The sequence below is a fragment of the Hymenobacter ginkgonis genome, from assembly GCF_009755225.1.
Lineage (GTDB): Bacteria > Bacteroidota > Bacteroidia > Cytophagales > Hymenobacteraceae > Hymenobacter > Hymenobacter ginkgonis.
The window spans coordinates 107667-127229 of the sequence record NZ_WQKZ01000002.1 but is presented as its reverse complement, the minus strand read 5'-3'; the positions used below and the strand labels follow the sequence as shown (position 1 = coordinate 127229).

Annotated in this window: 19 protein-coding genes and 2 tRNA genes; 5 read left to right on the top strand and 16 right to left on the bottom strand. The window is 59.2% G+C overall.

Features of this window, described 5'->3' with window-relative positions; genetic code table 11:
- Positions 1 to 183: 183 nt before the first annotated feature.
- The 4 genes from GO988_RS06365 to GO988_RS06350 all read right to left on the bottom strand — a co-directional run bounded on the left by GO988_RS06365 (position 184) and on the right by GO988_RS06350 (position 4951).
- Complete coding sequence (locus tag GO988_RS06365; RefSeq protein WP_157563190.1) at positions 184 to 1518, bottom strand: family 1 glycosylhydrolase; 1335 nt, start codon at positions 1516 to 1518, stop codon at positions 184 to 186.
- Positions 1519 to 1609: 91 nt separating this feature from the next.
- Positions 1610 to 3289, bottom strand: coding sequence for a GMC family oxidoreductase (locus GO988_RS06360; protein WP_157563186.1), 1680 nt, complete (start codon positions 3287 to 3289; stop codon positions 1610 to 1612).
- 30 nt (positions 3290 to 3319) lie between these two features.
- On the bottom strand, positions 3320 to 3943 hold the full coding sequence (locus GO988_RS06355; protein WP_157563183.1) for a gluconate 2-dehydrogenase subunit 3 family protein: 624 nt from the start codon (positions 3941 to 3943) through the stop codon (positions 3320 to 3322).
- A 105-nt stretch (positions 3944 to 4048) separates the two neighbouring features.
- On the bottom strand, positions 4049 to 4951 hold the full coding sequence (locus GO988_RS06350; RefSeq protein ID WP_157563179.1) for an SDR family oxidoreductase: 903 nt from the start codon (positions 4949 to 4951) through the stop codon (positions 4049 to 4051).
- A gap of 326 nt (positions 4952 to 5277) precedes the next feature.
- Here GO988_RS06350 and GO988_RS06345 point away from each other — a divergent pair, with 326 nt between their 5' ends.
- A complete protein-coding gene (locus tag GO988_RS06345) occupies positions 5278 to 6777 on the top strand; it encodes an alpha/beta hydrolase family protein (protein WP_157563176.1) in 1500 nt (499 codons plus the stop codon).
- Between the two features lie 153 nt (positions 6778 to 6930).
- Here GO988_RS06345 and GO988_RS06340 read toward each other — a convergent pair whose 3' ends face one another.
- The 6 genes from GO988_RS06340 to GO988_RS06315 all read right to left on the bottom strand — a co-directional run bounded on the left by GO988_RS06340 (position 6931) and on the right by GO988_RS06315 (position 11236).
- Entirely contained in the window at positions 6931 to 7647 is a 717-nt protein-coding gene (locus tag GO988_RS06340) for an SDR family oxidoreductase (RefSeq protein ID WP_157563173.1), read from the bottom strand.
- 51 nt (positions 7648 to 7698) lie between these two features.
- Entirely contained in the window at positions 7699 to 8151 is a 453-nt protein-coding gene (locus tag GO988_RS06335; protein ID WP_157563169.1) for a putative signal transducing protein, read from the bottom strand.
- A gap of 78 nt (positions 8152 to 8229) precedes the next feature.
- Entirely contained in the window at positions 8230 to 8775 is a 546-nt protein-coding gene (locus GO988_RS06330) for a hypothetical protein (RefSeq protein ID WP_157563166.1), read from the bottom strand.
- Between the two features lie 30 nt (positions 8776 to 8805).
- Positions 8806 to 9396, bottom strand: a complete 591-nt coding sequence (locus tag GO988_RS06325; protein ID WP_157563163.1) for an energy transducer TonB — start codon at positions 9394 to 9396, stop codon at positions 8806 to 8808.
- A 178-nt stretch (positions 9397 to 9574) separates the two neighbouring features.
- Positions 9575 to 10135: a fasciclin domain-containing protein gene (locus GO988_RS06320; RefSeq protein ID WP_157563160.1), complete on the bottom strand. Its 561-nt coding sequence runs from the start codon at positions 10133 to 10135 to the stop codon at positions 9575 to 9577.
- 99 nt (positions 10136 to 10234) lie between these two features.
- Positions 10235 to 11236 (bottom strand): fatty acid desaturase, encoded by a 1002-nt coding sequence (locus GO988_RS06315; RefSeq protein WP_157563157.1) that lies wholly within the window; start codon positions 11234 to 11236, stop codon positions 10235 to 10237.
- 241 nt (positions 11237 to 11477) lie between these two features.
- Here GO988_RS06315 and GO988_RS06310 point away from each other — a divergent pair.
- From GO988_RS06310 to GO988_RS06300, 3 genes are all read left to right on the top strand, one after another.
- Positions 11478 to 11553 (top strand) — tRNA-Gly (locus GO988_RS06310).
- A gap of 54 nt (positions 11554 to 11607) precedes the next feature.
- Complete coding sequence (locus GO988_RS06305; RefSeq protein WP_157563155.1) at positions 11608 to 12102, top strand: HNH endonuclease signature motif containing protein; 495 nt, start codon at positions 11608 to 11610, stop codon at positions 12100 to 12102.
- Positions 12088 to 12170 (top strand) — tRNA-Leu (locus GO988_RS06300). The genes GO988_RS06305 and GO988_RS06300 overlap by 15 nt, the downstream gene beginning before the upstream one ends.
- 240 nt (positions 12171 to 12410) lie before the next feature.
- On the opposite strand, the gene GO988_RS24365 is transcribed toward GO988_RS06300, so the two are convergent.
- The 6 genes from GO988_RS24365 to GO988_RS06270 all read right to left on the bottom strand — a co-directional run bounded on the left by GO988_RS24365 (position 12411) and on the right by GO988_RS06270 (position 18361).
- Positions 12411 to 12536, bottom strand: coding sequence for a hypothetical protein (locus tag GO988_RS24365; RefSeq protein ID WP_262885654.1), 126 nt, complete (start codon positions 12534 to 12536; stop codon positions 12411 to 12413).
- A 250-nt stretch (positions 12537 to 12786) separates the two neighbouring features.
- Positions 12787 to 15288, bottom strand: a complete 2502-nt coding sequence (locus tag GO988_RS06290) for a PAS domain-containing sensor histidine kinase (RefSeq protein WP_157563152.1) — start codon at positions 15286 to 15288, stop codon at positions 12787 to 12789.
- A gap of 131 nt (positions 15289 to 15419) precedes the next feature.
- The gene (locus GO988_RS06285; protein WP_157563149.1) at positions 15420 to 15716 is read right to left on the bottom strand and encodes an ATP-binding protein; all 297 of its coding nucleotides are present in this window, start codon (positions 15714 to 15716) and stop codon (positions 15420 to 15422) included.
- 447 nt (positions 15717 to 16163) lie between these two features.
- Positions 16164 to 16844, bottom strand: coding sequence for an MIP/aquaporin family protein (locus tag GO988_RS06280; RefSeq protein ID WP_157563145.1), 681 nt, complete (start codon positions 16842 to 16844; stop codon positions 16164 to 16166).
- Positions 16845 to 16937: 93 nt separating this feature from the next.
- On the bottom strand, positions 16938 to 17984 hold the full coding sequence (gene arsS / locus GO988_RS06275; RefSeq protein ID WP_317164844.1) for an arsenosugar biosynthesis radical SAM (seleno)protein ArsS: 1047 nt from the start codon (positions 17982 to 17984) through the stop codon (positions 16938 to 16940).
- A 44-nt stretch (positions 17985 to 18028) separates the two neighbouring features.
- A complete protein-coding gene (locus GO988_RS06270; protein ID WP_157563139.1) occupies positions 18029 to 18361 on the bottom strand; it encodes an arsenosugar biosynthesis-associated peroxidase-like protein in 333 nt (110 codons plus the stop codon).
- A 180-nt stretch (positions 18362 to 18541) separates the two neighbouring features.
- Here GO988_RS06270 and arsM point away from each other — a divergent pair, with 180 nt between their 5' ends.
- The gene (gene arsM / locus GO988_RS06265) at positions 18542 to 19510 is read left to right on the top strand and encodes an arsenosugar biosynthesis arsenite methyltransferase ArsM (RefSeq protein WP_157563136.1); all 969 of its coding nucleotides are present in this window, start codon (positions 18542 to 18544) and stop codon (positions 19508 to 19510) included.
- Positions 19511 to 19563 lie beyond the last annotated feature (53 nt).

Here is a 19563-nt window from a genome sequence, read left to right as displayed (position 1 = left end):
CGCAAGGTGTAGCAGGTAGCAAGTAGTTCCAGAGGGGAATTTAGCTGGCACCCTACCCCCGCCCGTCTGAGGCAGCTGTAAAGGAGCCAACCAGCTAGCTATAAGCCCCTAACTAAAAAGCCAGCCGGGCAAACTCCACGTTTTAGTGGAGTGCCGGCTGGCAGTAGTAATCAAAAAATAAACTTACACTTCTACTTTGAGGGTGGCCGGGCGCTCGGTTACTTCAAAGAGCTCGCCGTGGGGCACAATCGTAATTTGGCCATATTCCTGAAGCAGCTGCTTGTAGGCCTCGGCCACCGGGCGCGGCTTACGGTCGAGGTCGAATAGCCCGCAGGCATTGACGTTGCCATTTTTTTGAGCCAAGCCCGTGTCCCAATCGCGCTGGTCGATGAGCGAATACCACGTGAAGCCCAGCACCGGCACGCCTTCCTTGCGCATACGCAGGATGTTGACCCACTGCTTCCAGAGCCAGGTAGGGCCTTGGTCGGCTTCAAACACGTTGGTTTCGGTGTGCATCACTGGCTTTTTATAGCGCTGGTAGTAGTCGAGGGTGATGTTGTACCAACCCAGCACATCCATGCTGGTGACGAGCTCACCGCTAGGCAGCATTATTTTCTCGTTGCGGCCGTAATAGTCGTTGCCCATCACCTGGTATCCGGGCGGCTCGCCAGCCATAAACCAGTCGTACTCCTTGCGAGTCATGCCATTGTCGTACAGGTAATTGAGGACGTCGCCCTCGGGCTGGTGGGCGTACAATAAATCAAGGGAGGTGAAGCGGAGGCGATTTTGCAGCTGCACGGCCTCCGTATGCTCGGCCCGTAGCTCGTGCGTGAACTCGGCCGACTCGCTCTGTACAATCACGCAGTCGGGGCGGTGCTTGGCAATCTTTTGGGTGCCCATAATGCTGGCCGCCACCGTGTGCTTGAGCGCCGTTACGAAGGCTTTGTCCGACTTTAGCTGCTCGTTCCAAAGACCATCCTTAGCGCTCGACTTCGCCGTGACGTAAATCTCGTTCACCGGCGTGTAGTAGCGCACCCAGGGGTAGCGTTTGGCCACCTCCTCGCAATATTCGGCAAAGTAGACCGGCAGTTCGGGGTTCTGAAAATTGCCTAGCCAGTCGGGCACGCCAAAGTGCATTAAATCTAGAATCGGGGTGATGCCGAGGCGTTTTATCTCGGCCATGGCCAAGTCCGCAAATTCCCAGTCGTGCTTGCCAGGGCCTTTCTGAATATTGTAATACGGCAGGCCGTAGCGCAATACCTTCAGGCCCATATCTTTGACAAGGCCTAGGTCTTCTTTATAGCGGTTGTAGTGGTCGCACTCGGCCAGCAGGTCGCGGCGGGTTTTGCCCTGGTCGATGGTCGGGTAGCTGCACTCAATACCAGTGGCAAACATAAAGTTGTTGGGCAGGCCCGTAGGCAGGCCGTTGCCATTGTGCCCGCTAGCCCCGCCAAACTGGTCACCGTCGTAGCCCTTATCGCCGAAGTGCTCCTGAATGTTGGTGAGAAAGGATTTCATATAGAAGTAGTTATCAATGAGCAGTGAACAGTGAGCAACTAGGAAAGGAGCTGTACAATAGCTCGCTGTTCACTGCTCCTTGTCAACCGATTTACTTATCACGCCGGCGCTCACGCTCCAAAAATTTGTCGGCCGTGCGCAAACTCAGCGCCATGATGGTGAGCGCCGGGTTGACGCTCAGGGCGCTGGGAAACGTCGAATTATCGCAGATATACAGGTTGGGCACATCGAAGGCGCGGCCGTCGCGGTCCACCACAGCATCGTCGCCGCTCAGGCCCATACGCGCCGTGCCAATGACGTGTGCGTAGCGCCCAAACGCCCAGATGTCGGTAGCCCCGGCGGCCTCCCAGATGCGGCGCATCGTGCGCTCAGCGTGGGCGTTCATGCGCAGCTCGTTTTCCTGGGCCGTGAAATGCAGGCGCGGCTTTGGCAACTGGCGGCCGTCTAGCTCGTCGCTGATTTCTAAGAAGTTATCGGCGTGCGGCAAGCAGTCGCCCAAGATATTAATACCCGCGATGCGGTTGTACTGCCGCATGTAGTCGCGCAGCGGCTGGCCCCACAGCTTGCGCCCACGGGCCACCTGCCCGGCAAACGTAACGGGCATTACCCCAATGCTTTGCAGTAGGTAGCCGCCCACAAAGTCGGCGTCGGCGGGCCGGTGCGTATCCTGCGAGATGAGGCCGCCCGGAATGCCCTTGTTCGGCCGCACCTCGTCGGCAAATGTGCCCCACACCTGCACGCCCGTGTGGGCCATTAGGTTGCGGCCCACTTGCCCGCTGGTATTGGCCAATTCATTGAGCAGCAGCAAGCGCGGTGTTTCGACCGAGCCCCCGCAGAGAAACAAGTTGCGGCACGGCAGCCGGTGCGGCGTGCCATTTTGGGTGTATACCACGGCCACCACGTAACCCCTGGCATCGCGCTCAATCTCGGTCACGAAGCTATGGGGCCGAATATCAGCTCCGTACTTCACTGCCAGCGGAATATACGTAACGTCCATGCTAGACTTGGCGCCGTTTGAGCAGCCCGCCTGGCAAAAGCCGCGGTTGGTGCACGCCTCGCGCCAGCCTACCCCCTCTTGGTAGTAGCGGCCCGACAGCGCTGCATTAGCGGCGGGCGATGTGCGAATACCTATTTTCTCGGCCCCGCGCAGCATCAGTTGTGCGGCGCTATTGAGCGGCAAGGGGGGTAGGGCATAGCCCTTGGGCCGCGCCGGGCCCCAAGGGTAGGGGGTAGGGCCCGACACGCCCAGAAACTGCTCTACCTCTTCAAAGTACGGGGCGAGGTCGTCGTAAGTCAGCGGCCAGTCCTCACCCTGCCCGAAGTCGCGCTTCAGGTGCAGGTCGTCGGGCAGGGGGCGCGGCGTGTAGGCCGTGTAGTGCAGCGTCGAGCCACCCACGCCGGTGCCCGAGTTGTTTCTACCCATGGCCAGCGGGTCTTTGCCGGCCGCTAGCCGCTCGTCATTCCAAAATAGAAAATCCTGGGCAGCTTCGTCGGTGGCAAAATCCTTTTCGGGGTTGTGCCAGGGGCCAGCTTCTAAGGCTACCACTTTCAGGCCCGCCTGCGCTAAGCGGGCCAACAGGGGTGAGCCCCCCGCCCCCAGGCCAATCACCACGCAGTCAACTGTTTCTGGGGGGGTAGGGGTTGGCTGGGGCTGCGCTAGCGGAGTATCGAGCGGCGCTTGGTCGGCCAGTAGCTCGCGCAGCAAGGGGTCTTGCACGGCGGGTTGGATGGGCGTAAGAATACCTTCTTCGGCGATTTCTTCGTCGGGCATGTGGAAGATTACTAAGTAGTTGCTAGGTAATTACAACGCGGTGGGCACAAGGCTCAGCGCACCGCCACTGGTATCTAGCGGTTGCTCGCGGGGCTCTTTTTCGTTGAGGCCGATTCTGGTCCAGGCAGGCAAGTCGGCGTAGCCGGTGTAGCCAATTTCGTCCTGTGCCCAGGGGTGGGCGTAGTACGTGCTGGTGAGTTCGGCAAGTATTTCCTCAAAAAAGCGGTCGGCGGGCAGCGTCTGCCACACCTCCCCAGGAGGGTTGCCCGAGGCCAGTGCCTCAATCACGGCATCTTGTTTTTCGGGAGCCAGCGTCTCAAAATCAGCTCGAAACAACGCCTGCGCAATTTGTTGAATGCCACCCAGCCCCAGTTTATACGCCTCGCGGTCGGGGGGTAGGGCATCGTAGCGCCAGCCGTCGGCGCGGCCTTCGGCCAGGCGCCGGTCCACGGCAGGGGCAAGCAGAATGGGCACTGGCCGCTCAGGCTGCGGAAAAACCCGGGCCGCTACGGCTTCCAGCAGCCGCAGGGTTTCGGGCGCAAAGAACTGAGGTTCGTAGGCCGGCGCGCGCTCCGCTTCGGCCAAGCGCTGCACCAGCGTCGCCCTAGTCGCCGCCGACAAATGGTCGGTTGGCAATAATTCCTTAAACGTCATAGCTTATTGCGAAAGAAAAAAGACGAGTAGCTGCCTATTAGAATAATAGCAGCTACTCGCCAGCTTTGTTTAAGAAAACGTAAAATCCGTTGGCAGGTTACTCAGCTATTCGTCGCTGCTAAGTTTGCCGCCCGTTACGTGCACCAGTGCGCCGGTCATAAATGAGCCATCTTGCGAGGCCAGCAGCACGTAGGCGGGGGCCAATTCTTCCGGTTGGCCAGGGCGCTTGAGGGCCACCTCGTGGCCAAATTTTTCAATCTCCTTCATCGGCATGGTGCCTACAATGTTGGGCGTCCAGACGGGGCCCGGCACCACGCAATTTACCCGGATGTTGCGCTCGCCCAAATACAGGGCCAGCGACTTGGTGAGGGCATGAATACCCGCTTTGGTGCAGGCATAATCAATAAGAATCGGGATGCCCACGATGCCCACAATACTACCCGTGTTGATGATGCAATCGCCGTCTTGCAGGTGCGGAATAGTGGCCTGCGCCATCCACATATAGCCCATGATATTAGTGTCAAACGCCCGCCGGATTTGAGCCTCCGGAATGTCCTCAAACTTCTCCTGGCTGGCCTGAAACGCAGCATTGTTGACTAGGATATTGAGGCGGCCGTACTCGGCCAGCACCCGCTGCACAGCCACGAAGGCCTGTGCACGGTCGCGCACATCAAGTTGCAGCACCAAGCACTTGCGGTCTTCTAGCTCCACTAGGCGCTTGGTTTCGGCGGCATCTTCTTGGTTTTCATTAAAAAGGATGGCGACATCGGCACCTTCTTTGGCAAATGCGATGGCTACGGCCCGCCCAATGCCCGAGTCGGCTCCCGTGATGAGGGCCACCTTGCCTTCGAGCTTGCCAGCGGCGCGGTAGGCAGCCAAACTCGATTGCGGCTGGAACTTCATATCGGCTTGCTTGGCGGGGTAGGGCAGCTGTTGCGCGTGCTCCTTCATCTCTTTAGCAGTCGGGCGTTTGGGGGGCTTAGAGGCGGTGCTTTTCGAGGTGGGCATACTAAAAAAAGGCTTGTGAAACGGGTAGGCTTACGTAAAACCAAGGCCGCCGTCTACCCACACGCAGGCCCCGCCGCCGCCCACCAGCCGCTAGTACTCGAGCTTATCACTGCCCCTACCCCTCCCCAGCTTGCGCAGGTTCGCAAAAGACGCGCAGCCAGTTCGGAGTAGGCCTAAGCGATTCATTTTATAAAGTATAAGTATATGATGCTAAGTGATATGTGCCCCAGGTAGACTTGTGGTAGTGTGCATATAAAGCAACCTGCCTAGTATTTTGCATGATACTTTAAGCTCGATTATTTATCCTCTTTGTAGAAGTAAAGTTTATGCAGAAATTATTACTTTTTTTATGCAGCATACTGCTGGGTTGTACTTCTGCCAGTTGGGCTACTCCTTTCGCTGGCGACGGGCCACCCCGGCTAAGTGGGCAGTGGCAGGGCCCGCTGAAAGTGCCGGGCGGGGTGCTCACGCTTACCATCACGATTGTGCCACTGAGCAACGGCACGTACTATGCTGCCCTCGACGTGCCGCAGCAGCGCATCAGCCGTATGCCGGTCGATGTGGAGCTGAAAGACGACAACTTGACGCTGCGCATTGAGCAGGCGGGCAGCCACTTCGAAGGCAAGGTGCTGGCCGGCGGCGATAAGCTCAGCGGCACGTGGCAGCAGCCGGGCCTCAGCACTGCGCTAGTGCTCGAGCGGAGCGCAGCCCCGGCCGCTGCCCAAGCTACCAAAAAGCTGCGCCTAACGCCGCCCTACCGCGAATCGGAGGTTACGTTCAGCAACCCCGTGGGCAAGCTCAAGCTCAGCGGCACGCTCACCGTGCCTAGTGGCGAAGGGCCTTTTCCGGCCGTGGCGCTGCTCTCCGATACGGGCCCGCAGGAGCGCGAGGCCGATGTGCAGGGCTACCACATGTTTGGAATGCTGGCCGACTACCTCACCCGCCACGGTATTGCCGTGCTGCGCTTCGACGACCGGGGGGTAGGCAAGTCGGGTGGCGACTATACCCGCGCCACCACTGCCGACTTTGTGACCGATGCCCAGGCGGCGCTGGCCTTCTTGCGCCACACGCCGCTCATTGCCCCGCAGCAAGTAGGCTTAGTAGGCCACGGCGAAGGAGCCAACGTGGCCCTGCTGGCCGCGGCCGAGCTACGAGGTGCGCCCGCCTTCGTAGTATCGCTGGCTGGCAACGGCCAGCCGGGACGCGATGTACTGCGCCGCCAGCAAGGCGAAATTATGCGCCTCATCGGGGCCGATGGCGCCCAAATAAAAGCCGCGCAGAACCTCTACGACCAGCTGGTTGATGCCGTGCGCCAAACGCCCAACACGGCCGCCGCGCGGGCCAAAGTCATTACGCTGCTGCGCAGCAGCAACACGGCCATGGATGAGCCGATGGCCCGCGCCCGCGCCGTGCAGTTGACCTCGCCTTGGTCGCGCTTTTTTCTTGATTTTGACCCCGCCCACCGCTTACCCCAGGTGCAGTGCCCGGTGCTGCTGCTGAGCGGCGCCGCCGACTTGCAGGTGGCCGCCGGGCGCAACATGGGCATCTTGCAGAAGGGCCTGCGCCAAACACCGTTCGGCGTAGAAGCGCATCGCTTGGCAGGCGTCAACCATTGGTTTCAGCCCGACCCAGCGGAGTGGCCCATCGTGGCCGGCGAGCGGCAGCCCGCCTTCTCGCCCGAGGCGCTTAGCGAACTACATCAGTGGCTGCAAGCCCATACCAAGCCCGCTGCGGCCCCCCTACCCGTGACGGTGAAGCGGCCCGCCGCCCGGCCCAAGCCACTGGCGCCTGCCCGCACCCGCGCTCGCAAAGTTGCCGTTAATTAAGCGGGGTTTGTCTTAGTGAAGACTTCTTACCTAACCAGCCGTTGCTGCGAGAGATACTTGGTTGAAGCGTGATAAACTTGGGCAATCACGAGCGCGTGGCCTAGCTGGCAGCAGGTAGGCCACGCACTACTCAACTATTTTGCTTTCACCGAGTTACCAGGCCAGTGTTTCGGTGCCGTGGAAGTACCCACCGGTGGGGCCATCGGCGGGCAGCAGCGCCAGCCGCACGGCCGTCTGGGCGCCTTCGCGCACGTCGAGCGGAGCATTTTCGCCACCCATGTCAGTTTTTACCCACCCAGGATGCGCAGCATTGACCTTGATGTTGGTGGCTGCCAAATGCTGGGCCAGTACCACCGTAAGCATATTGAGCGCAGCTTTCGACGAGGTGTAGCCCGGCGTGGCCCAGCTACCCCCCTCCCCGGCGCTGATGGTAGCCAGCGAACCCAAAATACTGCTTTGGTTGACGATGCGCCCGGCCGGGGCCTGCCGCAGCAGCGGCAGCAGAGCCTGCGTAATCGCATACGGCCCAATAACATTGGCCTCGTAGGTGCGGCGCAGCGTGTCGGGGCTCACGTCGAAGCCTTCGTCGAGCTGCACACCGGCATTGTTGACTACTACATCGAGCCGCCCATAATTGTCCTGCAAAAACTGGGGCAGCGCCGCAATGTCGGCGGCATTAGTCACATCTAGCTCTACGGCGCGGGCGTCGAGGCCCTGGGCACGCAGCTCGGCGGCGGGTGCTTCGGCCTTGCCTTGGCGGGCTCCTAGCACCACAGCCAAGCCCTGCTGGCCCAACTGGCGCGCTATTTCGAGGCCCAGGCCTTTATTGGCCCCCGTGATGAGCGCCACTTTCTTTGCTTGTTTTTCCATGCCAGCTTAAAGCGCTGGAAGCGCCAAAAGTTAAGCCAGCCCTACCCCGGCTTAAAAGTTGAGTCCGCAGTGAAAGCAATGGTGGGCCCGCCCTTGCAGCGGGTAGCGCCGCAGCCGCGACAGCAGCGCCACAAACCAATGAGCCGCGCCGGGCTCGGCGGCCGTATCATACGTCACCTCATCGGAGCCGCAGCGCGGGCAGGGCTCCGTGGCGGCGGTGGGGGTAGGCGCCGCGGGCTCGGCTAGGCCCCCGCGAGTAGCCTGCATCACAGTAGGTTCGCGCAGCACTTCGGTGGCTTGGGCCAAGTCGCGCTGGTAGATGTGCAGCCGCACGCCGCCCGCTACCGGGCTGTACATGCGGTTGAGCGACACCAGGTTTTCGTTGGTGAGGAAGCACGGAATGCCCGCTGCCTCCAGCTTGGTACGGGCCAAGTGGGCCGCCAGCGGCTCGTAGTACGAGTCGAGCACGATAATATTCTCCTGCTTAGGCGTAGTGGCAGACATAAAAAGGGTTGGCTGACGAAAGGGGGGTAGGGCGCAGCATCGGGCCAGTCCCTACCCCTACTAGTTAAACAACGCCCGCTACTTTTTGGTGACAGCCTTAAAATCTTTCGCCATGCGGCTAGCCCGCAAACCCGTGAACTCGGTTTGCCACGCCCGAATGCGTAGCTCGTCGCGGGCCGGCAAGTCGAGGCGAATGCGGGCCAACTGCGCGTTGAGGCGCTGGTAAGTGGCTTGGGCATAATCCCAATCGCGAGCCTGCCAGTTCGCGCGGCGCGCGCGGGTAGCGCGCAGTAGTTGCCCATAAGCCCCCGCAATGGTAGCCGGCGTGAGGCTACTTACCTGGGTGGCGTAGCTGCCCAGCAGCTCCTGGTCCACCGTTTTTTGCTTGCGTACATCGAGCGGCACCGCCCGGCGGGCATGGTTGGCCGAGTCGAAGCGCGCCACTTGCCGGCCCACCCGCTTCAGGGTGCGGCCCGAGTTGCGGGCAGCTGTATCGAGCTTACTCATTTCCTGGCGCACGGCCTCCTGCCGCTCGCGCGGCGTCGAGTCGCAGCTGGTAAGCAGCAAGCTGGCTCCTAGGCACAGGGGTAGGGCGGCCAGCCGCCCCCAAAACGCAGTTTTCATGCTCCAAGCTACGGCCGCGATGCCGCTTGGTTATTGCAGCTTAAAATTTAGGGGCAGCTCGTACTCTACCGCTACGGCGCGCGTGCCGATGCGAGCGGGCACCCACTGGTCGGGCACGGTGCGGGCAATACGCATAGCTTCTTCGTCGCAGCCACCGCCAATGCGCTGCACCAAGTGGTGGCCCGTAGTGTGCCCCAGCGTATCTATAGTAAATGCTACCAGCACTTTACCCTGAATGTTACGCGCCAAGGCTAGCTCGGGGTACACTAGCTTGGCCGTGTAGGTTGCCAGGGCCGCATCGCTGCCAATGAATAGCGGCGGTCGGTCGGGCCGCACGTATTTCCACTGGCCTGGGCCAATCTCGGCGTGGTAGAGCACTTCAGCGCCCGGCCGGAAATAGAGTAGCTGCTTTTGCGCGTGGTCGTAGCGCTGCACTACTACTTTTTCGCCCGAGGGCGTGTAGCCATAATACTCCCAAACTCCAATTTTTTGGTTTTTATCGAGCATGCCGTGCTCGTACTTTGTTTCGCGTAGCTTTTGGGCTTTGGCGGGAGTTATTATAACCAGCCAGCTTGTAGCCAATAACCACGTTACTACCACTAAACGAGTAAAATTTTGCATAATAAAAAGGGTGGGAAAAGATAGTCTGATTGTTTGTTATGTAGGCTAGCTACGGCAAGGCTAAGATACATAGTGGTGCGAAATTGTGCTAAAAAAGCGGTTGGAAATGGACACCAAAAAGCCCTGTCAGCAACGAGGCTAACAGGGCTTTCTTTAAGAATTGCGCAAAGCGCAATATTTAGGGCATCAGCACTTTATTCACTACGTGAATAACGCCATTGCTCTGGATTACGTCGGCGATAGTAACGGTCGAAATGCCGCCTTTCTCGTCTTTCAGCTCAATAGTCTTGCCTTTCATCATGGCCGTGAGGGTGCCGCCGCTCACCGTTTTGAGGGTGGCTTTGCCGTTGCCAGCCTTGATGGCCTTCATGAGGTCAGCCGACGTCATTTTGCCAGCTACCACGTGGTAGGTCAGGATTTTGGTAAGCGTTTCTTTGTTTTCGGGCTTCACCAAGGTTTCTACCGTGCCGGCGGGTAGGGCGGCAAATGCCTCGTTGGTAGGGGCAAATACAGTGAAAGGGCCGGGGCCCGACAGGGTTTCTACGAGGCCAGCTGCCTTCACGGCGGCTACCAGCGTGGTGTGGTCCTTCGAGTTAACGGCGTTCTCGACGATGTTTTTCGTGGGGTACATGGGCGCCCCGCCAACCATTACAGTTTTGGCTTTTTGGGCCGAAGCCGACTGGATAGTAGCCGTGCCCAACAGCGCAACCAGGGCGAGCGAGAAAAAGGAAATCTTCATTGGAAAAGGAAAAGAGAAGTGGTAGATGATGACCCACCTACGGCACTTCACTCCCGACTGGATTTGCCTTTTTCAGAAATAAAAGCCCGACGCTTTACCTTAGCTGTTAACCAGCTCGCGGTCAGGCACACTCTGGTCGCGCAGGGTAGCAGTGCCGCGCTCGCGGCGCGTAATACGGGAGTACAAGCTGATTTCCTGGTCGAATAAAAACTGCAAAAACAGGCGCGTATAACTGGTGTGCGCCAGCAGCGGCTCATAGAACTCGGGCGCCACAGCCTTTAGCTTAGGCAAGTTGTTCCACGGAATGCTGGGCATGTCGTGGTGCTCGTTGTGAAAGCCCACGTTGAGGTTCACGCCGTTGAGGCGGCCGTAGTACGAGTACGTTTCCTGTTCGGGGCTCAGCGTGAGGTAGTGCTCCTGAATCCAGCGGGCGCCCAGCGGGTGCAGCCCCACCGAAAACCAGAAGCTGAGAAACAAGTACAGCAGGGCTGTCCAGCCCAGAAAATACACCACGGCCGCGTCAAAAGCCAGCTGGGCCACAATATTGGCCACCACGTAGCGGTCAATGGTCACCACTTCGCGGCAGCGTAGCGTGCGAATGAGCTGAAAAACTGGGAAGAAGAACAGCCACACGGCTTTGCCTAGCGAGTAGTTCTGAATCAGCTTGGCCTCGTACCAGTCGGGCAAGTCGGCATCAAGCTCGTGTACGCCTTGAAATACGTGGTGCTTGATGTGAAAATTCTTGAAGCTGATAGCCGTTGGAAATATCGACGGAAAGTTGGCCAGAATCCCTACCCCCACGTTGGCCCGCAAGGTGCGAAAAATGAGGTTGTGCGCCGCCTCGTGAATCACCACAAACAGCGTGTGCGAGAAAAACGCCCCCACTACATATGCCACCAGCGCCGACCAGTACCAAGCTTGGTGGCGCAGCGCCGTGGCCAAGCCCACCTGGGCCAGTACGCAGCCCAGCCCAATCCAAAATGTGGCAGGCGTGCGAGTCATGAGTTGCTTTACCTCCGGATGCGCCCGAATAATCTGGCGAGTACGCACGCGGTGCGGTTCAGAGGCCGTGGTGACAGTAAAAGAGCTAGGAGCAGCCATAAGGTGGGTAAAAGTGATAACCGACCCGCAGGCCATGAAGTAAGCTCAGCAAAGCTACGCCCGCCCCACACAGTATTGGTCGAGGTTAAGTTCAGTATAGGGGGGTAGAAATAATTTTTTCAGCCTGAAAATGAAGGCTAAACCCCCTTGCAGGTGAAAAAAATGAATGGTTTTCTTGTCTACCCAAAATAGCTGCTTACCTTTGTATCACCATTCGCCGCTAACGCAGCGAACATCTCAAGCGAGAGTAGCTCAGTTGGTAGAGCGCGACCTTGCCAAGGTCGAGGTCGCGAGTTCGAACCTCGTCTCCCGCTCCAAAAACAAAAAAGACGTTGCTAGCTGGCAACGTCTTTTTTGTTTTCCTACCCCCCATGGCCCGCCTCAGTAAAGTGACCGAAGCTGCCCTGGGCACTGCCATAGCCGAGAGCCTAGCTGTAGCGCAGGTGCTGGCCAAGCTGGGCCTAGTGCCTGCAGGCGGCAACTACAAAACGGTGCCGGAAAAAATTAAAATTTACGGCATTGATACCTGCCACTTCATGAGTGCCGCTTGGAACCTGGGCGGTCGCTACCGAGCATTCGGAAAATGTGCACCACTTGCAGAAATTCTGATTGAAAATTCTAGTTATCACTCCACTTACGGACTGAAAAAACGACTTCTCAAAGCGCAGCTGAAGGAGCATTGCTGCGAGGAATACCTTCTACCTGAATGGCAAGGCTTGCCTATTCCGCTCGAGCTTCACCACCGCAACGGAGTTAATAATGACCACCGCTTAGAAAATTTGCAGTTACTTTGTTCCAAATGCCACGCTCAAATTACCTCCTACAGAGGGAAAAATAAACTAAAAGGCTCTGCCAGAGTGGTGTAATGGTAGCCACGAGGGACTTAAAATCCCTTGTCTTCACGGACGTACGGGTTCGAGTCCCGTCTCTGGTACAAAAAACCCCGTTTGCAGGCTGCAAACGGGGTTTTTCTTTTCGGGGTACAGCCTGGGGTATAATGAATTTTGGTGAACTCTGAAGAGGCTGCTGAAAACGATAAATCTTTTGTCTCAGCGTTTGTATCTGAGATACCCAGGTTTTAGTTACCAGCTTATCTTGGTAAATGAGTCGACTTGCTTGCCTACGGGCGGCTCGACCCATTATTTTTTATTCATGAGTCAAGCCACTTTAGCTACTACACAAAATGCTGCGCCAGCAAGGCAGTGACCTTTTCCTTGGTCAGGGGCTTATTGAGAAAACCTGCAATGGGCAACTCCTGAGCGCGGGCCATATCCACGGGATGAAGGGAGGTGGTAAGCATAACAATGACAATGGCTTGCTACTGGGCCAGCGGTAGCTGTGCGTAGGCCTCCAAAAAAGCCAGTTCGTTGAGTACGGGCATGTCCATGCCAAGCAAGATGAGCCGAGGGCACGGCGGTCTAGTTGAGTGTGCGCAGGGCCTGCTCGGTCATAACTAGGCGCGTAGGCAGGAGTTTGTTGAGGGAGTTGATGGGGTCGTCATCGACTAGCAGCACACTACTTAAGGACGGTGTAGCAAACAAGTAGGGCACTTAGGCCGGAAAGGTCACAGTGAAAGTAGCACCCGCATCGACCTGGCTTTGAACAGCAATTGTGCCGCCACCGTTTTCCACGAGGCGCTTGCTGATGTAGAGGCCCACGCCCGTGCCCTCGACGTGGGTGTGCAGGCGTTGGAAGAGGCCAAAAAGTTGGCGCTGCTGTACCTCGCTCATCCCGAGGCCATTATCATGAACGGAGAGCACGACGGCAGACGTCGTTTGCTCGGCGCGTATCAGCACCTGCGGGGGTCGGTTAGGGGCGCGGTATTTAATCGCATTGCTGAGCAGGTTATAGACGATGCTGCGCAGGTTAGCAGGGGAGAATGATACGACCAGCTCGGCCGGCACCTCAACTGTGAGCTGGGTGTTAGCCGCTACCATATTGGGGGCCAGGTCCAGCCGCACGTTTTCTATTGCTTGCGCCAGCAGCACCGGTTCGGCCGGGCCGGCGTGGGCCAGTTGCAGGCGAGAAATATCGGTGAGTTGGCCGATGGTAAACTGAAAGCGGGTCACGGTCGTGTCGAGCAGGCCCAATAGGTGATTGACCACCTCGTCCTGCTGCACCGCCGGCGGCAGCGTGCTACGCAGGGCCAGCACGATGCTTTCGATGTTGGTAATCGGGGCTTTGAGGTCGTGCGAGGCGGTGTAGACAAACGTGTCCAGGTCTACGTTGGTGCGCATCAAGCGAGTATTGCTCTCGTTGAGTTCCTCATTGGTTGCCATCAATTCTTCGTTGATAGCGGCTAGTTCCTCGTTGAGGGATTGCACTTGCTGGCGGGCGCGCACTTGCTCGGTTTCATCCAGGGCCACGCACATGATATCCGTGAGCTGGCCCTGGGCATCAAACAGGGGCTGATACACGAAGGTAAAGTAACCGGTTTCGCCGGCCTGATGGCGCTTGAGTTTGGCGGGCTGCTCGCGGGCGGTAAAGGGCTGGCCGGTGTGCCAAACCTGGTCCATAAAGGCGGCGTAGCCCTGGCTGGCCAGCTCGGGCATGGCCTCAAAATAGGGCTGGCCTAGCAGCTCATCAGGCGTCCGGCCCAGCACCTCGCTCATGAACGGATTCACCACGTCGAGGATATAGTTTGGGCCATGCAGCACGAAGATGGCCACCGGGGCCTGCTCAAAAATGGCTTGCAACCGCCGCTGCTGGGCTTCGCGCTCGTGCCGGGCCAGCACCTGCTCGGCCACGTTGTAGGCGAAGGTAGAAATGCCTACTATCTCCCCGTTCTCGCGGTAGGGCTGGTAGGTGAAGGTGAAATACATCTGCCGGGGCGGCCCCTGAGGCTGCGCTATGAGCAGCGGCAGTTCGATGCCCTCGTAGGGTTCGCCGGTCTGATACACCCGGTCGAGCAGGGCCACGACGCCGCTGTCTACCGTTTCGGGCAAGGCCTCGGCCACGGGCTGGCCGAGGAGTGGGCGACCAGGGAAAAAGTCACGGTAGGCCTGGTTGGCATACTCGTAGCGGTGCTCCGGGCCGCGCTGGATGCAGATGGCGGCCGGGGTTTGCTCGAACACCTGGTAAAACGATTCGCGCTCGGCAACCTGGCGTTGGGCCGCCGCTAGTACATCCGCTTGCAGCGCCAGGGCGGTTTCAGAGCGCTCGGCCACGCGGGTTTCCAACTCCTGATTTAGCTGCTGTAACTGTCGGCGGGCCAGCACCTGCTCGGTCACGTCATAGGCAAAATCGAGTAGCCCATCTACCACGCCCTGCGCGTTGCGCAAGGGATGCAGGTAGAGATTAAAAAACAGCTGCCTGCGCTCCCCAGTCCCGTCAAAGTCGAACCAGCCTTCCAACTCATGGCCGTAAAAGGGCACCCCACTCTGGTAGACTTGGTCAAACAAGGCCGCGACGCCGAGTCCTACCGATTCCGGCATCGCGTCGCGAAATGGCCGGCCGGCAAAGCTGCGGAGGGGGAATATGTGCTGATAGCGCATATTGACGAACTGATAGGTGTGGGCAGGGCCGTGGTAGACCGCCACCGGGGCGGGCAGTTGCATCAGTACCTCGTGGAAGCGCTGACGCTGTAGCTCGGCCTCAGCGCGGGCAGCCACTTCGGCCGCCTGGGTTTGGCGCAGGGCGTTTTCAGCGCCCGTGCGGGACTGGTCGGCCGTGTCGGTGAAGCTGACCCACAGCCAATCGCCACTGCGGCGGGCCGCGATGTGGAAGTAATTATCGAGCCCGTCGGCCTGGTAGTAAAGCTGAAATTGGTCGGGCTCGCCGGTTTCAAACACCTGCCGGTAAAAAGCAAAGATGCCATTGCCGAAGATAGCGGGAAATAGGGTGCGGGCCGTGCCAACGGGCCGCTCGGGCAGTCCGGTCATGCGCTGAGCGGCGGAGTTAAAATATTCCGGAGCAAAATCGTTCAGCTCGCCGGCCGGACTATAGCAGGGGCGCAGCAGGTTGATGGCTGTCAGCGAGACGGCCAGCAGGTCGTGCAGCAACGGGTCGGGCTCAAAGTAAGGCGTAGCTATAGGGGTAGCAGGAGCAGACATAAGCGACAAAACAGCGCCGCTACCACCAGAAAGAAAGCAGCGGAGTAAAACATGCAGATAAAAAAGTAGAACCGTAACAGGTAGTCACCGGGAAAGATGGCGGGTTAGCAGCTCGTTTGCCTTCGCCAGCATCAAGGGTTTGCTTGACTAAGAAATGAGACGGTAAAGGTCGAGCTAATAGTCGGCGCGCTGGTAACGAAGATGGTAGCCCCGGCGTTTTCCATCAGACGCTTAATCATGTAGAGGCCCACGCCCGTGCCCTTGATATGGGAGGTGCAGCCGCCGAGAGGCTTGAAACAGGCGTTGCCGCTGGTTTCGCTCAGACCCAGGCCATTATCCTGCACGGTCCGGTACAACCGCTGCTGGCTGGCGTTCGGCGCGCACCCAGACTTAGGCCGGGCGAGCCGGGCCGCGCTACTTGAGGGCATTGCTGAGCAGGTTGTAGCCAATGGCGCGCAGATTAGCCAGCGCGAAGCAGACTGACAGGCCTGCCGGGCTAGTGACCTGAAACTGCGCCTAGGCCGCCGTCACGTTGGCCGCCAAATCTTCCAGTATGGCGTTTGTCAGCGGCCTCAGCAGCACGGCCAGCAGCCCTTTCAGAATTAGTAATTGAGGATTTGAAGCCATGGCTGGCCGGGTACACGAAAGTATCCAGGTAGGCGTTGGTGCGCAGCTGCTGGTTGCTCGTGTGCAAGGCCTGATTAGTGCCGGTTAATAAGGTAGGCTGGGGCTAGGTCCGTGAGCGTGCCGCTATCATCGACTGTCGGGGTGTTGTGAGTAACCCTCATCGGCAACATATCCAGCAGCGTGGCCAACAAAGCGGGGCCCGCCGTGAGGGAGAAAAGAGAGCTACTCAAAAGCTCCGATTGGAGCTGTCAGGGCTGGGGCGGCATAGCGGGCGGCGCTTTAAGCCCCAGCAGGCGGTCGGCTAGCACGGCCAGTAGCACCCCGGCCACGGGAGCGGCTACGTACACCCAAGCCACGGCTAGGTGGCCGCTCACAAAGGCGGGAGCCAAGGAACGCGCTGGGTTCATGGAAGCGCCGCAGAGCGGGCCGGCTACCAAGGCTTCGAGCCACACCGTGGCGCTAATGGTGAGGCCCCCTACTAAGCCCTGCTCGTAGAAGCTCGACGTGACTTGTAGAATAACGAGCATCAGCCAGAACGTGAGGCCCACCTCAAGCCAGAAAGCTTGGGTAGCACCGTGGGCCGGTAGCGTGGCGCCCAATGTAGAGCCGCTGGTAGCCAACAACTTCACTAGCAAGCTGCCAGCAAGCGCGCCCGCCAGCTGGGCCGCTATGTAAGGCAGCACCCGCTGGCCCGGAAAGCGCCCCGCCGCCCAAAAACCAATGGTTACGGCGGGGTTAACGTGGGCGCCGCTCACGTGGCCCAGGCCCTGAATCAAAACGAGTACAACCAACCCGAAAGCCGCTGCCACCCCGCCGTGGCCCAAGGCGTGGGTTTGTTCGTCTACCACGGCGGCACCGGTACCGAACAACAAAAGAATAGCCGTGCCCAAGGCTTCGGCCAGCAGGCAATGGCGTAGCGTTCTTATCATCTAAAAAATTTTCGTTCAGTGCCCGATGGGGGGTAGGGGCAAGGCAATGCCGCCGGGTAGCGGGTTGCCCCTACAAAGGCCGCCTGCGGGCGCCTATGCTACCGTGCCGCCGCAACTAGAGCCCGCGCCGGCCGTGCAGCCGTAGCAATGTTGGTTGACGACGATGGTGCGCTCTGCCAGTGCCGCGGCGTCGAAGTCGCGGATGTGCTGGCTGGTGCTGGCCACGTGCAGGTCAAGCATCTGGTTGAAGTCGCAGTCGTAGAGGCCGCCGTCCCAGCCCACCGAGATGGTGTTGCGGCACATCACCCCGGCCGCCGCGGCGGGGTTGAAGGCCGTGACGAGCTTTTCGAGGTAGCCCGCGTAGTTTTTCGACTCGATGAGAAAATCCAGAAACCGACTCACCGGGATGTTGGTGATAGCGAACAACTCGTTGAACACGATGCTAAAGTCCTTGGCGAGCGCCTGCTTAAACTGCCGTTGCAAGGCCGCCTGCGGGCCGGGCATGAAAGCGCCGGCTGGGTTATACACCAAGTTCAGCACCAGGCCGCTACCCTCTTGGCCATAGCCCACGGCATTCAGCATGCGCAGGGCCTTAATGGAATCGTCGAACACGCCGGCGCCGCGCTGGCGGTCCGTTTTATCGGCGCTATAAAAAGGTAGCGAGCTGACGACCTCTACCCCGTGCTTCTTGAAAAACTCGGGTAAATCGTGGTACTTCTTGTTGGCTACGATGATGGTCAGGTTGCAGCGCACTAGCACCTTGCGGCCCAACTTGCTGATTTCTTCCACAAACCACCGAAAGTTGGGGTTCATTTCCGGCGCGCCGCCGGTAAGGTCCACGGTCGGAATGTCGGTCTGAGCCAGCGCGTTGAGGCAGAGTTGCATCGTTTCGCGGGTCATGATTTCTTGGCGGTCGGGGCCGGCATCGACGTGGCAGTGCCGGCACACCTGGTTGCACATCTTGCCCACGTTGATTTGCAGCACCGCCGGCGCTACCGGCCGCAGTGGAAACAGCCCCACCTCGCGCATCTTCTGGTGAAAGGGCGGCAGGTGTAGCACCTCTACCACTTCTTGGCGCAGCACCGTAAGCTGAAAAGCCGAGCTGGCCAGCTGATGGCCAGTGGCCTTGAGAGATTTTATCATGGCAGAAAATAATGCGGACCCACAGCGTTTGTGCTACTCTTTTACATGGATAACTCCTTGACCTTGTTCATCATCTGCACGCCGTGCACCAGGGTAGCCCCGCCGCGAATGGCGGCCGCTACGTGCACGGCCTCCATCATTTCCTGCTCGGTGCAGCCCTTTTCAAGGGTGTCGGCGGTGTAGGCGTCGATGCAATACGGGCACGGCACGGCGTGGGCCACGGCCAAGGCAATGAGCGACTTCTCGCGGGCCGTGAGGGCGCCCTCGGCAAATACGGCGCCGTAGTACGCAAAAAACCGGTCGGCAAATTCTTTCTGAAACTCGCCAATAGTGCCGAATTTCTTGAGGTCCGCAGGGTCGTAGTAGGTTTCCATCTAAATAGGGGGTAGTAAACGTAGAGAAGGCCAGGGGCCAGCCGGCAGCGCCAGCCGAAGTACTGCAAGATACTACCAGCCAGCGGCGCTTGACTGGGCGCACTGCGCGGGCCGTACCCGGCGCCCGGCGGCCCTGCCAGCAGCTGCATAAACAACTTCCTAGTCGATAAAACCAACCCTATGAGCTACTTAGAAACCACAGTCGATGTATATCGCCAGGCGGCCCAGGTGCCGCAAGTAGGCCTGTGCTGCACCACCAACCCCGTGTGGCAGCTGCCCGGCCTCCGCATTCCGCCCCGGATGCTGGCCATGAACTACGGCTGTGGCAGCACCGTGAACCCGCGCGACCTTACCAACAGCCCCTCCGTGCTGTATGTGGGGGTAGGCGGCGGCATGGAGCTCCTGCAATTTGCCTATTTCAGCCGCCGGCCGGGCGCTGTGATTGGGGTAGATGTGGTAAGCGAAATGCTTGATGCCGCCCGCGCCAATATGCAAGAGGCGGAACGTGAGAATGAGTGGTTTAAAAGCGAATTTGTGGACCTGCGCGCCGGCGACGCCCTGCACCTGCCCGTGGCAGACGAGAGTGTGGACGTAGCGGCCCAAAACTGCCTGTTCAATATCTTTAAGCTCGACGACCTGCGCCGCGCCCTCCAAGAAACCTACCGTGTGCTCAAGCCCCACGGCCGCCTCGTGCTCTCGGACCCTACCTGCGAGCAGCCCATGAGCGCCGCGCTGCGCGCCGACGAGCGCCTGCGGGCCCTCTGCCTCACCGGCTCCCTACCCCTGCAAGAATACCTGAACCTGATAACCGAAGTGGGCTTCGGTACCGTGGAAGTGCGCGCCAAGCGCGCCTACCGCGTACTCTCGCCCCAGCACTACGCCACCCCCGAGCTGCTTTATATCGAGAGCGTGGAGGTGTGCGCCATCAAAGACCCCATGCCGGCCGATGGGCCCTGTATTTTCACGGGCCGCACGGCTATTTACTATGGGCAGGATGACTATTTTGATGACCAAAAAGGACACGTGCTGCTGCAAAACCAGCCCCTGGCAGTGTGCGATAAAACCGCCGGCGCCCTGGCTGCCCTAGGCCGCGACGACGTATTTATTTCGCCCCCCACGTACCACTACGACGGCGGCGGTTGCTGCTAAAAAGGCTCCTCGCGGGCAAGCTCCCCTACCCCCCTTGCCTTTCAGAAACAGCC